Genomic DNA, 13848 nt, shown 5'->3' on the forward strand with positions numbered 1-13848 from the left:
AATAAAACCTCCCATCATAAATGAATTTGTGGCGCATGGTCATCCCGCTTGTGACCCTGCGCCTGCTTTTTCTCCTGTAGCTTCCGTCTGCGCTTGCGGTCGATTTGACCGGCAGCGATTCCTGCGGTTCTGCGATAATCCTCTCGGAACAGATTTTCCAGCCGATGCATCATCCGGGTGGCAACCAACAACATCGAGGGGTTGCGGTAGCTGCTGATGTTGTCAATCAGGTACTGTGCATAGATATTGCCCTGCGCCGCAGACAGCCCCAACCAGTAAAGGCTCCTTTCCTTGTCACGGGGAACATCACCGTCATAGAAGTACAGCTTGCCGAGAGCATACTGCGCAAGCTGATTTCCCTGCTCAGCTGAAGCTATCAGCCATCGGATAGCGGCTTCCACATTTTTTGGGACATCTTCTCCTTGAAAATAGAGCTTGCCGAGCTGGTAAGCCGCAAATTCGTTTTTCTGTTCTGCCGATAAGGTAAACAGTCGGATTGCCGCACCGACATCCTTGGGAATGCCATCACCGGTAAGATACAACTTCGCCAAGGCATATTGGGCGTAGGAATTGCCAAGGTCAGAGGAGAGCGTAAACCACTTGACTGCTTTCGAAACATTCTTCGGGATATCCGTACCGGAGAGATAGAGCTTGCCGAGCTGATAGGCTGCATACTCGTTTTTCTGTTCTGCGGCGGCTGTAAACATGGCTACTGCTTTTTGCATATCTTTCTCCACATGAAGACCATCCCGATACAGCTTGCCGAGAGCATACTGCGCCTCGGCGTTTCCGGCCTCTGCGGCTTTGGTCATCCACGCTATGACATGCGCCGGATTTCCGATACCGGTTTCCAGACACACCTTGCCCAGCAAATATTGGGCATTCACATTGCCAAGCTGCGCCGATTTCTCAAGATAGGAAACCGCAGCCTGCGCATCCTTTTCTGTACCGGTTCCTGTATAGAGCATCTGACCGAGGCGGTATTGCAGCTTGTCATCATGGCTGTCCTTTTCCAGACGATAAAAGCCGGTAAAGGCAGCCTTGAAATGCTGCTCGGAAGCAGTAACATCCACCGGTGTGCCAACACCGTCACGATACATTTTGGCAAGCTCATAATCTGCATAGGGGTTTCCCTGATCGGCGGACAGGGTATAGAGCCGGAGCGCCTGCGCATAATCCTGCGACACACCCTGACCACGGGAATACAAACAGCCGAGGGAGTATTGAGCGTATTTATGGTTTTTCTCTACCGCCTCCTGAAACCATGAAGCCGCCTGCCCATAGCCCTGTGCAGTACCAAGACCAGCGGCATACATTTTTCCGATGCGGTATTCCAGATAGGGCTTTGCTTTTTCTTCCTCTGCGGATAAAAAGGCGGCCAGCGCTTTTTCATACCATGCGTGAGCGGCCTGTAAATCAATTTCACGACCCAAGCCATCAACAAACATCCTGCCGAGGTCGTGCATAGCAAGGGCATTGCCGGATTCCGCTTCCAGCAGGAACAGGCTGTATGCCTTATCAAAATCCTGCGGCACATCCTCGCTGCCGTAGAGATACTTTCTCGCCAGCTTGTATTGCTTACTCCATTCGGCACGGAAGACTGTATCTGCAGGCTCCAGAAACACATCATCTGAGTGAACATCTGCAGGCTCCGGCAGCTCTGGTTCCGGCACAGCTTCATCCTCAAATGAAACATGGTGACCACCCAGCTTTAATGCTTCGGCAATCACCATGTTTTTAATGCTCTTAAATTGTTTCTGCTGGGAGAGTGGAGGAAGGGGCGGCAGCTTGTTGGTGTAAGTTTTGAGGATTTCATTCTGCCAGTCGTTCCATGCCCGGTACAGCTTGTCGATCCGTTCCCCTTTGGAAAGCTCATCTACGATGCGGTCGATGATGGCTTTCACATCTGCTTTGAGATAACCATACACCTTTTTGCCCCCTGTGTTTTGAAGCCGTTTCGATAACAGCAGCAGATCCGCTTCGATGGCTTTATTTTCGCAGACACAATCCTGCACCTGTGAAAGCAGCTCGGCCAGCACATCGGCAGCACCCTGCTTGAGCTGGCTGCGGGCTTCGTTCTGATGTTCATAAATATGGGCAAAGTCCTGACGGAAAATATCATGCGCCAGTTCAGAGCGCATGGCTTCAATGGCAGGCTCGGTGAGAAATCCATCATTGTCCTTGGAGGAGTAAACCATGAGATGCACATGTGGATGGTGGCTTTCATTATGAAAGGCAGCGTACCAGCGGAGGTTCTCGCTGTCTATTTTCATATGCTTGCAGAGCATGGCTTTTTTGCTGCGCAGTAAATCCTGCCACTGCCTGCCGCTATCGTATCCGAGCCTTGCAGCATCCTCCCTGCGCAGGCTGATGACATGAGTCCAGACAGCGCCCTTGTGATTGCACACATCCTCCTGCACCTGCGCCAGCACCACCGGCACTCCCGCATCGGTGAACAAACCATGTTCGCCGATGCGCTCCACACGGGGGCGGCCTGCGATGTAATCCACATAATTTTCACGCTTGCCAATGAGGTTGAGGTTCTGCTCCAATGCCAGGGAGATAAACTCGGTAGCGTTGCCGATGGTGGGGCTTTCGCAGTAGTCGGCATATTCCAGCATATCCTTGGCAGTAGGAATATCCCGGATTAGCTGCCCGATGAGTTGCCGCTGTTTGACCGTCGCCGGTAGCAGCAGCTTGCTCTCGTCAATTTTTTCTACACCCTCACGGGTTCCGATGTACTTCACATAATTTTCGAGCTGGGCTGGCGGTGCATCCCGCATGTATTGCGAGGTGAATATGATTTTCGGCATGGAGACCTCCTTTCTATTTTGGGCAAAAGAAAAGAGCGACCACGGTTGATCGCCCTAAAGAATAATCATAAATCGTATATTAATTTAATTCATACATTTCCTTTGCTTTTGGAAACTTTTTCAGCATAATATCATTTGCCGCTTCAACCTCTTTTAAATATTCGGCATAAGCGGGACTGAGTATTTTCATGTTGGCTATTAAAACTTCCTGATAACCACTTTCTTTTTGAAAATCCAACATATACCCTTGAATTTTGCCTGCTTCGGAATTCTGATACTCATCAGATCTTTTAAATTCGATATACTGTTCAATTTCTTCCCGGTTGCGTTCCAAGTATCCGTCTGTATCGGCAAGCATTTCATGCATCCTGCCATTTGTTTCTTCTTCGATCTTTAGCGCATCGATTTTTTCACTTGCATTGAAAAGCGCTTCCAGAAATTCAGAAAGCTCCGCAGGCAAGTACAAATCCACATGATCAAGGTACTGCACGATAGCATCATAAGCTTTTCGTTGTTCCTCAGTTTCAATTGTTCCGTTCAAGAAGCGGCCAAAATGCATCGATACATAAAGTCCATAGTTTCCGGGGAAAGCAAAAACCAATTTCTCTTTTATGGTGTATAAGTCCTCATCATGCGTTTGCAGATAGTCAAATTCACGATTCACATCGTAATTGGCAATCAGGCTGTCCATACACTTTTGTATATCGTTCAAACGCTGCATCCGTAATTCCGTGATATATTTGCACTTGGCTAAAGCTGCCGGTTTGTTTGAGCTGGTTAGTATCTCTGCAATATCGGCAATGCTGATACCACATTTTCTAAGCACAGATATCTCTTTCAATGCAGATACATCGGTATCGCTGTAATCCCTGTATCCGTTTTCGAGTATCTGCGGATGTATCAAATTTTTAGACTCGTAATATTCTATCGCTTTTTTGGTCAGCCTGCATTTCTCACAAACTTCTTTTATCAGCATACTTTTTCCTCCCAACACAATTCTAATTGCTCCCAAAATCATCTTAAGCCATCCCCCAATGGGGTAGTCAAGTGTTTTCTGATATCTTTTTGAGCATTAATAAATCGAGCTTCTAAAATGTTATTAAAAAATGAGCGACAACAGGTCGCCCATAAGAATTAATTTATGCCTTTAATTGCATTTGCTTTAAATACCAAAATGTATTAAGTATTTTTTGTTTTCCATAGCTTCTTGTATTTTGTCAATTAACAAAACGAGCTTCTCTGAGTGAAGAGACTTATTGGCTTGAACAATAATATTACAAAATACCTCAAGGGATTGAGGAGGTATTAAAGTAACACTGCATTCATCAAGCCCTTGTATCGGCTGAGTGGAAACACAGGCAAAGGCCTTGATTGCTCTTATTTCTTCCCGATAGGCACCAAAGACTTCATCCATTACGTCCATGTCTACAGAAATGCAGTTGTATTTTTCCGGCTCGTATTCCTGATACCATTTGTTTTCTTCAAACTGTTCAAGAATTCCAAAGTCATGCTTTGCCAAAAGGTCACCTCCAATGCCAAGTTAATTATATAATGATAACCTACTTATATCGGATAACAGGAACCTGTTTTGTCTTTTTCCCAACGACTTTCCGTTCCAATGCAAATATCATATCGGGAGTGCGTTCAAAATATCCGATATCCTTTTTCCAGCTTATCCCGCACTCGCAGTGATGCAGGCCGATAAACTGCTGTTTCATTTTTCTTCCGCAATTGATGCAGATTTTATTGCTGCCCATTATCGGCCTCCCGCCTGAGCAAAAGCATTTTTCTTACATGAATTCATGCTTTCCTTTTACTCAAGGATTTTTCCATTCTCATAAAAGATTTTAAAGTCTTTGAAAAACACATTGATTTGAATCGTTTTCCAATCCGGATATTTAGTGAGGATACCCTCAAAGTGAGCATGATACTCGTTGTACGTTTCATATATCATATCTACGGTACCAATATCCAAGTCCTTTTGAAATGTTTCAAAGTCAACACTTTCCCTGCGGTCATCACGCAGATACTGAATCTCATATCCCCGATTAAAATTTGTCTGCTCAAGTCCTGAAAAAACCACTTTAGCAAAGCCTGTTGCCATAACACCTTTATCTTGAATTATATAAATCCCATCTTCGAACTCAAAGGTCAGAGCCTGATCCGATAAAATAGCATTGGTTATCCTGCAATCGTGCATATGAAATCCCATTTTGGGTAAAGAAATATCAAATGATTGTAACATAGCTGAAGAACCTCCTGAAAGATTAAGGGCATATTAGAGTTTATCTATCGCTTTTCTTAAATAAAGAAATACTATTAATCAATATTGATACTATAGTAAGAACCCATAACGCTTTTGACATAGTAGGAACAACATCCATCAATGCAGACCAATCTTCATTTAAAACCCATTTTGCATCTGCACTATAGAATGCGCACAGTGTTAAAGCAGTCAATGATAAGCTGATAAATCTAAACCACTTTGCATCTTGATTTCTTATACTCCAAACAATATTTAATATTGCTGTGAGGATTGCAGCAACTCCTAATACCATCCACATAAGTTTATCCTCCCATAGATTCCTGTTTGTATTTCTGAGTAAAAGCTATTTTCATTATATCACTCCATCCTAAAGAAATCATTAAGCAATTATGCATATGTAAAACGACCTCCGCTCTCACAGAGGCCGCTTACCTATGTTTCCTTACAGCGCACCGAGCTTTTTCAGTAACTCTACGCAGTCCTTTGCCCCCTGCACATAGAGATGCTGGCATTCGTGATCGGCAATGAGATTGGTTTTCTCAAAGTAATCGGTGAGTATTCTCTGCTGATCCTCCGGCAGTGATTTGACAATCTGATTAGCCTGTGAGCTGAGAGCCTTTACCTCGGCATAACGCTGCAGCTCGCTGTCATTCAGAGTTTCTTTGCGCTTTTCGATTGCAGCTTCTGTCAGCTCCCGGATTGCCATTTCAAAGATTTCACTTTTGTCCATTGCACGTTTCCCTCCTTTCGCAACACACCATAAACGAATGTATTTCTATAGTCCATACCCAAATGAAACAAAGCTATCTTACAATTTTAGGTTCGCCTCTTTTGATAGTTATATGCATCCTCAAAATCAACCGCACCGTTGATCCGTTTGACTTCCTCCACACATTTTAAGTGTAGGCTTTGCAGTGCCTGCTCGTCAACCGCATGAGTATACGCCACCACATGAGAGAGCTTGGACAGCTCCGTAGCAATCTTGAAATCCATTCTGGCCAGCCGGTTTTCCGTATCCCGGATGGCACTGACAAGAACGGAGGATAAGCTCTGTAACAGATAGTTCTCAATTTTCTGCGAGGTGAGATACCCGCAATAAAACTTCAGTGCCTCGGTGACAAACTCATTTCGGGATTTCACGTTGGCCTGTGTGAGCAGCTCATCGCACCGATCCAGCACTTCCTTTTCGATATAAAAGCCGGTGCGGACTTTTTCTGGTTCCTTTGCCATACTGCCTCCTTTTCTCTGTGGGTTTTGCCCCGGTATGCAGTGTAAGCCCCGGAAGCGCCCGATTTTTCTTGCTCTTTTCTGAAACCAGCATAACAAATCAGGGCTTCGGGCAGAAAGTTATGTCATTTCGCAATCCCCGAACGGCTTTGCCGGTCGGTGTTTTTCGGGTTTAGGCTGCCAAAGCAGCATAAACTCTTTAACCTGCACCACTTTCAACCCTACCGGAATGCCCTCATTCTGAGAATTCTTCACCGCATCCGGGGCTTTCTCACATTCTCTCCACACGGGCGCAACGTGGGCGGTACGATGCCAATAGGTATCGGGATGCCACCCTGCCTGCCAAAAGGCCACACAGGGCAACACCGCCGCTCACACGCCCGGACAGCGTTTCTGCCTACGCCAGCCTATTGTCAGAGCCACCAGTCGCAGCAGGGCGAACCGGTCTTTTGGGTTTTGCAGCGGCCTCACGAGAGAGCTTATCGTCAATGTACTCACGGGTGGCCTGTGGAACGTGCTTTTCATAGAGCTTCTGGATGGTATCCTCCAGCTCCGTCTGCAAATCCGTATCCTTTTTGCTCATGTGGTAGGTCAGGGTATCCAGCTTTTCGCTGTCAAAGCTGATGGTAATTGTTGCTTTTTTCATGATACTTTCCTCCATTTTATTATTTCATTTGGGGTGACTGTAAGGGGGTATCGCCCTCTTGCGTGACCCATTTTTCATAATCTGATACCGGACAGTACCCGGCAAGCATGGACGAGAATTCCTCCAAGCGGGAGGGCTTTACCTTGTCCAGCTCCATCTGCAAACCGTAGTAGCCGTTGTAAATCTTGACCACCTCAGCATCCAAAACATCAGCCCAAGCCGCTTTCCCGGCATGGGTCAGGGTATGCTCATCCAGCTCCACGATGGTGGCAGGCTGTACCTCCACATCCTTGTGCAGCAGATGGATATCCTCCCAATGTAGATGAAGCAAATCTTTCAGTCTGCTGACCTGAGAGGATGCTTCCGGCAGCTGCTCCGCTTCCTCCGGGTGACCTCCATACTGCGGACAGAAATCGAGGTAATAGCACACGTCGATGCCGCTGTCGCCCAGCTCAACATTTGCCACTTCTTTACGCTCATGGAGCATATCCAGCAAGGTATCCGTACTGTTAAAATCATGCTCAAAGCCGGTTTGCTGTGCCAGCTCATCAAAGCTAATGATCCAGTTGCCCTCGGTCGTATTCTGCGTTCCGGTGGTCACGATGTAGTCCGCTGTGGCTGTCATCAGCTCGTTGAGGTGCTGCAATGCCGGAGAGGTAAGAGCGGAAATGTTGGGGACATAGGAGGCATACCGGCAGTAGCCATAGCTCTCTGATTCCACCAGCAGTCCGTCATTTCTGCCCTCGCCGGTAAGCAGCAGGCAGTGATACACACCTTTGCTGTCACAGTGCATCTGCTCCATATTTTCCTGAATAAAGTTATAATCCCTCATAGGTTTTTGCAGCATAGCTTCAAAAACTTCAGCGGGAAGCCGAATGGTTTTTGATACCTCAAAGCTCCACAGATCGAAATCCGAGGGCTTTCTTTCAAAGATTGCTTTCATATTACGCCGCCTCCTTTACGGCAAAAACTGTCTTGGATTCACTTTCTTACCGCCGATGCGCACCTCCAGATGGAGGTGGTTTCCGGTGCTTCGCCCGGTGCTGCCCACGGCTGCGATCACATCGCCCTGCTGCACTGTTTGCCCGGAACGAACATATACCTTGGAGCAGTGACCGTATAAAGTGACCATGCCATCTCCATGATCAATAACCACATGGTAACCATAGCCGCTGCTGCCAGAGTCTTTTACATAGCTGACCACACCGGTGCGGGCGGCATGTATCGGTGTTCCTTTTGGTGCGCCCATGTCGAGGCCGGAATGACCCTCGCCGCCACCGCCGCCGAACGGATTCGACCTCCAACCGAATTCTGAGGTGACCATGCTGCGCCAGTTTGCTCCAAGGGGGCTGGCAAAATCACCGCCGCCAGTGTAAATCTCACCGTCAAATACATCACCAGACCATTCATCCTCTCCGATGCTTCCATCTCTCGGCAGACCGTGTCCATAAAGCACACGGCTGTAAATCTGAGCGGCATTTACTTTGTTTTCCTCTGTAATTATTCTGGAGAGGGAGCTTTCAAGATTTGCATATATCTCATTCAGATCGGTAATGGGAACAGCTACCGTATAGGTTTCTTCCGTTTCATTGCCGTTCTCATCGGTGACGATGCGGGTGCGTTCCTCATACCGGACGAAGCAATCCGCAAAGGCTCGGTAATCGGATGCATTCATCCGCAGATTTTCAGCGCCGAAATACAGAGAATAAAAAATGGATTTCATGCGGGTGCTGTCGATGCTACCGCTTTCGATCATGAGAGTAATCGCAGACACAGCTTCATCCAGATCAGAGAAGCTGTCCCACATATCCTCGATGTACTGCCGGTACTCCGCTGGCACCTGCGAGGAAATGCTGCCGCCGTGAAAGCTCAAATCCACAGCGGAATTGTTGTGGTCTGCGGTACCGGACAGCAGGCTCATGATCATAACGATGATTAAAATAAATGGGGTGAGAATGGCGGCGATGACCACACCTGCCGCTTTCCATGTCCGTTTGTCGGTGGCTGCAGCGATTGCCGCTTTCACCGCAAGAGTGATGGTTGCCGGGTCTGCCATAGAAGCATCACATCCTTTCTATTGACAAAGCGCAACCTATTGCGTATAATAAAATGCAATAGGTTGCGCTTTTTAGATGAGGGAGTATCAAAATGAAAATACCAGAGAATAAACAATATGTCCTGTTTGGCGGCGCTTTTGTATTAGCGAATAAATTGCAGCTGGTGGCTGATAAAAAGACGCACGGACTTTCTACAAAGCAGTGGTTTTTGCTGCGTAATTTAAGCGATTTGCCCGCCGATCCACCTCCCACCATCACTATGCTGGCGAAGGAAACCGACACCTCACGGCAGAATGTCAGCAAGATGCTGGAGGTGCTGCAGCGGCAGGGCTATGTGGCGTTGCAGAACAATGCGGAAGACCATCGCAGTCAAAGTGTTGTGCTGACGGAGTCAGGCGCACAGGTACTACGGCAGGTTGCACAGGAGGCCGTCCCTTTTTTCACCAAACTGTTTTCCGGTATCAGCGAGGAAGAGTGCGCAGTATCCGCCGATGTGGTGATAAAACTTATTGATAATCTCTGCAAAATGCAGGAGGAGATGGAATGACACAAAAGAAGAGAAAATCGATAATATCCATTGTCGCCGTCATTGTGATGGGACTTACAGCCCTTGTGTTTTTAAATTTACCCAAGCCGGTAACGGCATCGGATGCGTCATTTGATCTGGCACAAATTGCGGATGGTACTTATTCGGGCAGTTGTGACAATGGTCTTGTAAAGGTGCGTGTGGAGGTACTCGTAAAAAACCACGCCATTGTAGAAGTACGACTTCTGGAGCATGATAATGGCTTGGGCAGCACCGCAGAGATTATTACCGACATGGTCATACAACGGCAAAGCGTAGAGGTTGATGCGATATCCGGGGCAACCATAAGCTCAAAAACAATATTGAAAGCGGTTGAAAACGCTTTATCGGAAGGATGGAAAACGAAATGAATACAGCAGTCATCTATAAATCTCACTATGGTTCCACCGAGATCTATGCCAAGTGGCTTGCGAAGGACTTGGACGCTGATTTGCTTCAAGCCGAACAAGTAAAACCAGCTGATTTGCAAAAATATCAAACCATCGTCTATGGCGGCGGACTCTATGCCGGTGGTGTGAACGGCATCGCCCTGCTGACAAAAAACTTTGAGCTTATTAAAGACAAGGCTCTCTACCTGTTTACTGTAGGAGCGGCTGATGTAACCGACCCGGAGAACCTAAAAAACATTCGAAGTGCCTTAGAGCAAAAGCTGCCTCCTGCCATGCGGGAAAAGTTACACATATACCATCTTCGGGGTGGGATGCGCTATTCAAAAATGAACTTTATGCACCGCACAATGATGAATATGATGGTGAAAATGTTGCGGAAGAAAGCGGAAAACGAGTTACGGGCAGAGGACAAAATAATGTTGGAAACCTATGGGCAGGATATCGATTTCACTGACCGCGCTGCCATTGTGCCTCTGGTAGCAGACATCAGAGCGGGTGCAAAGTCGCAATAATTTCACCACCATTTCTGTTCCCAAAGGCTGAACTGCGCATTTTCTGCAGTCTGCTGCTCCTGCGCCAGCCGGATGGATTTCTCCACCGCCTGATCCAAAAAATCCGTATCAAATCCTGCGGTTTCATAGCCCTCGGCGATGGTGTGGAGATAAAAATCGGAGGGTGCGCCGAACTCCCTGCCGTCATTCATGATATAGACCATCGCATTTACCAGCTTACCGTTCAGCTCTACCTCCAGCATTTCCTTGCGGTAAAAATTCGGATAGCCCTCATAACGGTCGAGGGAAAGCTCATCCTGCGGCCTGATCTTCCATAGAAGCACAGGCACGGAGCTGCCCTCCAGCGGCTCAATGGTAGCAACGGCACCACGGCTGCCGCCACGAAACAGCAGCTCATATCCTTTGACCTCGCTGGCTCCCACCACCTTGGCGGTGGGGCAGCGGAATGCCATCTGCGGCAGATGAAGATTGCTGCCGTAGGCAATGTATAAGCGGTTCTTTGTCATATTTCCTCCTAACATTCACACAAATTTACATATGCATAGTAAAAGCCGGGGTATCTTCTGCCTCGGCTTCGGTTGCTTCTGGAGCGGTCGGCGGGGTTTCCTGCCGTGCCTGTTCCAGTTCTTTTTCTTTTTTCTGCCGCATCCGTTCCTTTTGCTTTTCTGCCTGTGCGGGATCACGCCAAGCAATGCAGCCGTCCAAATTCTTCAGCAGATGCTCACGGGCGGTCTTAAATTCATCCCCAATCAGCCCCAAGCGTAGCAGCCAAGTGCGAAAGGTGTACTTTTCATTGGTGGTCTGTGTCTTGGTGCGGCTGGCACAGCGTTGATTGAGCGCCTGTGCGGATATGGCCATGTACTCCATTTCGGGATCGAGCGCAGTGATATTCATGCCGGATTCCCGCAGATTGCACAGAATGAGCTTGAGCAAATAGCTCTTGCCCTGACCGCTGTTGCCGAGAATCAGAATGTTGGCATTGGTCTTGTCATCGGCTCGCTTGTTGAAGTCCACCAGCACATTACTGCCGAACTTATCCCGCCCCACATAAAAGCCATTGCCGTCTGTTTTGCCCGAATAGTTGAAGGGATAGAGGTTCGCCACAGAGCTTGCCGGGAGAACACGCTCGAACTGGTCACGAAACACATTAAAGCCGCTGGGCATCACGCACTGGAAGCCCTGCTGCTGGCGGAGCATCAGTCTGTCCACATTGAGCTTAGAGCGGATCAGCTCAGTCATGACCTCGGTCTGCAATAGCTTCAGCTGATCCAGATCGTGTGCCGAAAGCTCAATGTACACAGCCGAGTGGATGAAGGGTTCCCGGTTCCGGTGTGCCTGTGCCACAATGGTCGCCACATCCTGCAGATTGCTTTCAGCCATGACCGTCTGCTGTAAATCATTGGTATTAGATTTACTCAAACGGTTTTTATTGGCGGCGTTGCTGATGATTTTCTTTTCCTCCACCGGCGTGACATGGCGGGTATAGATGCGTAGGGTCACGCCGTCCTTTTCTCCCAAGTGCCGGAGGATGGCCTGTTCCTCGGTGGCGGTGGGGTACTCCCGCAGCGCCCACACACAGCGGTAGGTGTTCCCGCAGATGAAGTGATCGGTGTTGAATTTAATTACCGAGGGGGCGATCATATCCAGAAACTCTTGGATTCTGGCATCTTCCTGTGGCGGTGATTGGTTTTTTCTTTTTCTTGCCATCGGCGTTTTTTCCTTTCTGTTTTTGATTTTGGGTATAGCAAAAGCCGCCACATTGCGTGACGGCTTGAGAAAATATAGTGATTATAAATACTGATATTACTTGATATTGCGGATATCTTTAATTTTACACAAAATTTCATATTGACACTTTTCGATTTGGTGCATATAATAGTCATATCGAAGAATATAGATTTGAGGTGTTAATATGGAAAACTACTTAGAAAATACCAAAGTGTTTAAGGCGCTGGGTGACCCCAAAAGAGCTATGATTGTTGATATGCTCTCTTGCGGAGAGCTTTGCGCCTGCATGATTTTAGAGAAATTTGAAATGTCCCAATCCACGCTGTCCCATCACATGAAGCTCCTGTGTGAATGTGGGATTGTCAAAGGCCGGAATGAGGGCAAATGGACATATTATTCCTTGGACGAGGAAACCATCAGCAAAACAAAGCAATTTTTCTGTTCCATCACCAGTGATAAGGAAAACTGTATTTGCAAAGAAGATACAGGCTGCTGCAAGGGATGTGATAGCAATGAGTAAGGAGAAAAATACCGGTATCGGCTTTTTTGAAAAGTACCTGACCATTTGGGTGCTGATCTGTATGGCGGCGGGAATATTGATCGGCAAGTTCCTGCCGGGTATTCCTGAATTCTTAAGCCGCTTTGAGTACGCGCAAATATCCATTCCCATTGCCGTACTTATTTGGGTGATGATTTATCCCATGATGATGAAGGTGGATTTTCAGTCGATTAAAAATGTACGCAACAATCCGCAGGGGCTTCTGATATCCAGCGGAACAAGCTGGCTGATTAAGCCCTTTCTGATGTTTGGTCTTGCCTCCTTCTTTTTTCACGTTGTTTTCAAGGCGCTCATACCGACTGAGCTTGCACAAAGCTATGTTGCCGGAGCCGTCTTGCTGGGAGCCGCCCCCTGTACCGCAATGGTGTTTGTTTGGAGCAATCTGACCAAGGGCGACCCTGCCCATACCTTAGTGCAGGTGGCCGTCAATGATCTGATTATCCTTGTTGCGTTTGTTCCCATCGTATCCTTTCTGCTGGGTGTAACAAATATCTTTGTGCCGTGGGATACGCTGATTCTTTCCATTGTTTTATTTGTTGTTGTTCCACTTGTGGGCGGTTTTCTCACCCGGTATTTCATGGTCAAGAACAAAGGCGAGGAATATTTTACACAAAGGTTCATCCCTAAGTTTGATAACATTACAACCGTTGGGCTTCTGCTGACACTGGTGATCATCTTTTCTTTCCAAGGGGATGCCATACTGGAAAATCCCCTGCATGTTCTTTTGATTGCTGTCCCGCTGATCCTGCAAAACGTCCTTACTGCCGTCTTTGCCTATTGGATGTGCAAGGTGACAAAACAGCCCCATAACGTTGCGGCTCCTGCCGCGCTCATTGGTGCCTCGGACTTTTTTGAGCTGTCAGTGGCTGTTGCGATTGCACTGTTCGGGCCGACTTCCCCGGTGGTGCTGGTCTGTACCGTTGGCGTTCTGACAGAAGTGCCGGTCATGCTCTTACTTGTGAGGTTTGTGAATAAAACGAAACACTGGTTTATCGACCCCAAAACCGTACATTAGATTATTGAATTTTACGGCTTGATGCTAAAAAATAAATTATTAAGGAGTGT

The 13848-nt window shown here is 47.4% G+C and carries 18 protein-coding genes; 5 read left to right on the forward strand and 13 right to left on the reverse strand.

Annotated features, from left to right (window positions below; translation table 11 throughout):
- Nucleotides 1–14: 14 nt before the first annotated feature.
- From mobP3 to acsn021_RS20540, 11 genes are all read right to left on the reverse strand, one after another.
- Nucleotides 15–2813, reverse strand: a complete 2799-nt coding sequence (gene mobP3, locus acsn021_RS20490) for a MobP3 family relaxase (RefSeq protein WP_184094892.1) — start codon at nucleotides 2811–2813, stop codon at nucleotides 15–17.
- 79 nt (nucleotides 2814–2892) lie between these two features.
- Nucleotides 2893–3789, reverse strand: coding sequence for a MerR family transcriptional regulator (locus tag acsn021_RS20495; RefSeq protein ID WP_184094894.1), 897 nt, complete (start codon nucleotides 3787–3789; stop codon nucleotides 2893–2895).
- 186 nt (nucleotides 3790–3975) lie between these two features.
- Nucleotides 3976–4332 (reverse strand): hypothetical protein, encoded by a 357-nt coding sequence (locus tag acsn021_RS20500; RefSeq protein WP_243167960.1) that lies wholly within the window; start codon nucleotides 4330–4332, stop codon nucleotides 3976–3978.
- 40 nt (nucleotides 4333–4372) lie between these two features.
- On the reverse strand, nucleotides 4373–4570 hold the full coding sequence (locus acsn021_RS20505) for a hypothetical protein (RefSeq protein WP_184094896.1): 198 nt from the start codon (nucleotides 4568–4570) through the stop codon (nucleotides 4373–4375).
- Nucleotides 4571–4626: 56 nt separating this feature from the next.
- On the reverse strand, nucleotides 4627–5058 hold the full coding sequence (locus acsn021_RS20510) for a hypothetical protein (RefSeq protein WP_184094898.1): 432 nt from the start codon (nucleotides 5056–5058) through the stop codon (nucleotides 4627–4629).
- A 40-nt stretch (nucleotides 5059–5098) separates the two neighbouring features.
- Complete coding sequence (locus acsn021_RS20515; protein WP_184094900.1) at nucleotides 5099–5377, reverse strand: hypothetical protein; 279 nt, start codon at nucleotides 5375–5377, stop codon at nucleotides 5099–5101.
- 144 nt (nucleotides 5378–5521) lie between these two features.
- Nucleotides 5522–5809: a hypothetical protein gene (locus acsn021_RS20520; RefSeq protein WP_184094902.1), complete on the reverse strand. Its 288-nt coding sequence runs from the start codon at nucleotides 5807–5809 to the stop codon at nucleotides 5522–5524.
- A gap of 86 nt (nucleotides 5810–5895) precedes the next feature.
- The gene (locus acsn021_RS20525) at nucleotides 5896–6309 is read right to left on the reverse strand and encodes a ribbon-helix-helix domain-containing protein (RefSeq protein ID WP_184094904.1); all 414 of its coding nucleotides are present in this window, start codon (nucleotides 6307–6309) and stop codon (nucleotides 5896–5898) included.
- Between the two features lie 394 nt (nucleotides 6310–6703).
- Nucleotides 6704–6952, reverse strand: a complete 249-nt coding sequence (locus tag acsn021_RS20530) for a DUF6103 family protein (RefSeq protein WP_184094906.1) — start codon at nucleotides 6950–6952, stop codon at nucleotides 6704–6706.
- A 19-nt stretch (nucleotides 6953–6971) separates the two neighbouring features.
- Nucleotides 6972–7895, reverse strand: coding sequence for a DUF6329 domain-containing protein (locus acsn021_RS20535; RefSeq protein WP_184094908.1), 924 nt, complete (start codon nucleotides 7893–7895; stop codon nucleotides 6972–6974).
- A 15-nt stretch (nucleotides 7896–7910) separates the two neighbouring features.
- Complete coding sequence (locus acsn021_RS20540; protein ID WP_184094910.1) at nucleotides 7911–9008, reverse strand: M23 family metallopeptidase; 1098 nt, start codon at nucleotides 9006–9008, stop codon at nucleotides 7911–7913.
- Between the two features lie 92 nt (nucleotides 9009–9100).
- Here acsn021_RS20540 and acsn021_RS20545 point away from each other — a divergent pair, with 92 nt between their 5' ends.
- The 3 genes from acsn021_RS20545 to acsn021_RS20555 are packed head-to-tail and all read left to right on the forward strand — an operon-like array spanning nucleotide 9101 to nucleotide 10496.
- Nucleotides 9101–9556 (forward strand): MarR family winged helix-turn-helix transcriptional regulator, encoded by a 456-nt coding sequence (locus acsn021_RS20545; RefSeq protein ID WP_184094912.1) that lies wholly within the window; start codon nucleotides 9101–9103, stop codon nucleotides 9554–9556.
- Nucleotides 9553–9945 carry an FMN-binding protein gene (locus tag acsn021_RS20550; protein ID WP_184094914.1) on the forward strand — a complete coding sequence of 131 codons (393 nt, stop codon included), beginning with the start codon at nucleotides 9553–9555 and terminating at the stop codon, nucleotides 9943–9945. The genes acsn021_RS20545 and acsn021_RS20550 overlap by 4 nt, the downstream gene beginning before the upstream one ends.
- Nucleotides 9942–10496, forward strand: a complete 555-nt coding sequence (locus acsn021_RS20555; RefSeq protein WP_184094916.1) for a flavodoxin domain-containing protein — start codon at nucleotides 9942–9944, stop codon at nucleotides 10494–10496. The genes acsn021_RS20550 and acsn021_RS20555 overlap by 4 nt, the downstream gene beginning before the upstream one ends.
- A 2-nt stretch (nucleotides 10497–10498) precedes the next feature.
- Here acsn021_RS20555 and acsn021_RS20560 read toward each other — a convergent pair whose 3' ends face one another.
- Both acsn021_RS20560 and acsn021_RS20570 read right to left on the reverse strand, forming a co-directional pair.
- Nucleotides 10499–11002, reverse strand: coding sequence for a gamma-glutamylcyclotransferase family protein (locus acsn021_RS20560; protein WP_184094918.1), 504 nt, complete (start codon nucleotides 11000–11002; stop codon nucleotides 10499–10501).
- 25 nt (nucleotides 11003–11027) lie between these two features.
- Entirely contained in the window at nucleotides 11028–12203 is a 1176-nt protein-coding gene (locus tag acsn021_RS20570; protein ID WP_243167961.1) for a helicase HerA domain-containing protein, read from the reverse strand.
- Nucleotides 12204–12408: 205 nt separating this feature from the next.
- Between acsn021_RS20570 and acsn021_RS20575 the strand changes: the two genes are divergently transcribed.
- On the forward strand, nucleotides 12409–12744 hold the full coding sequence (locus acsn021_RS20575) for an ArsR/SmtB family transcription factor (RefSeq protein ID WP_184094919.1): 336 nt from the start codon (nucleotides 12409–12411) through the stop codon (nucleotides 12742–12744).
- Nucleotides 12737–13798 carry an ACR3 family arsenite efflux transporter gene (arsB, locus tag acsn021_RS20580; protein WP_184094921.1) on the forward strand — a complete coding sequence of 354 codons (1062 nt, stop codon included), beginning with the start codon at nucleotides 12737–12739 and terminating at the stop codon, nucleotides 13796–13798. The genes acsn021_RS20575 and arsB overlap by 8 nt, the downstream gene beginning before the upstream one ends.
- Nucleotides 13799–13848 lie beyond the last annotated feature (50 nt).

Source organism: Anaerocolumna cellulosilytica (assembly GCF_014218335.1).
Taxonomy (GTDB): Bacteria; Bacillota; Clostridia; order Lachnospirales; family Lachnospiraceae; genus Anaerocolumna; species Anaerocolumna cellulosilytica.

Excerpts from the sequence above, each read along its gene's own strand:
- acsn021_RS20575 (WP_184094919.1), top strand. The coding sequence starts at position 12,409 with ATGGAAAACTACTTAGAAAATACCAAAGTGTTTAAGGCGCTGGGTGAC.
- acsn021_RS20530 (WP_184094906.1), bottom strand. The coding sequence starts at position 6,952 with ATGAAAAAAGCAACAATTACCATCAGCTTTGACAGCGAAAAGCTGGAT.
- acsn021_RS20560 (WP_184094918.1), bottom strand. The coding sequence starts at position 11,002 with ATGACAAAGAACCGCTTATACATTGCCTACGGCAGCAATCTTCATCTG.
- acsn021_RS20550 (WP_184094914.1), top strand. The coding sequence starts at position 9,553 with ATGACACAAAAGAAGAGAAAATCGATAATATCCATTGTCGCCGTCATT.
- mobP3 (WP_184094892.1), bottom strand. The coding sequence starts at position 2,813 with ATGCCGAAAATCATATTCACCTCGCAATACATGCGGGATGCACCGCCA.
- acsn021_RS20570 (WP_243167961.1), bottom strand. The coding sequence starts at position 12,203 with ATGGCAAGAAAAAGAAAAAACCAATCACCGCCACAGGAAGATGCCAGA.
- acsn021_RS20535 (WP_184094908.1), bottom strand. The coding sequence starts at position 7,895 with ATGAAAGCAATCTTTGAAAGAAAGCCCTCGGATTTCGATCTGTGGAGC.
- arsB (WP_184094921.1), top strand. The coding sequence starts at position 12,737 with ATGAGTAAGGAGAAAAATACCGGTATCGGCTTTTTTGAAAAGTACCTG.
- acsn021_RS20525 (WP_184094904.1), bottom strand. The coding sequence starts at position 6,309 with ATGGCAAAGGAACCAGAAAAAGTCCGCACCGGCTTTTATATCGAAAAG.
- acsn021_RS20520 (WP_184094902.1), bottom strand. The coding sequence starts at position 5,809 with ATGGACAAAAGTGAAATCTTTGAAATGGCAATCCGGGAGCTGACAGAA.
- acsn021_RS20555 (WP_184094916.1), top strand. The coding sequence starts at position 9,942 with ATGAATACAGCAGTCATCTATAAATCTCACTATGGTTCCACCGAGATC.
- acsn021_RS20515 (WP_184094900.1), bottom strand. The coding sequence starts at position 5,377 with ATGTGGATGGTATTAGGAGTTGCTGCAATCCTCACAGCAATATTAAAT.
- acsn021_RS20540 (WP_184094910.1), bottom strand. The coding sequence starts at position 9,008 with ATGGCAGACCCGGCAACCATCACTCTTGCGGTGAAAGCGGCAATCGCT.
- acsn021_RS20545 (WP_184094912.1), top strand. The coding sequence starts at position 9,101 with ATGAAAATACCAGAGAATAAACAATATGTCCTGTTTGGCGGCGCTTTT.
- acsn021_RS20495 (WP_184094894.1), bottom strand. The coding sequence starts at position 3,789 with ATGCTGATAAAAGAAGTTTGTGAGAAATGCAGGCTGACCAAAAAAGCG.
- acsn021_RS20505 (WP_184094896.1), bottom strand. The coding sequence starts at position 4,570 with ATGGGCAGCAATAAAATCTGCATCAATTGCGGAAGAAAAATGAAACAG.
- acsn021_RS20510 (WP_184094898.1), bottom strand. The coding sequence starts at position 5,058 with ATGTTACAATCATTTGATATTTCTTTACCCAAAATGGGATTTCATATG.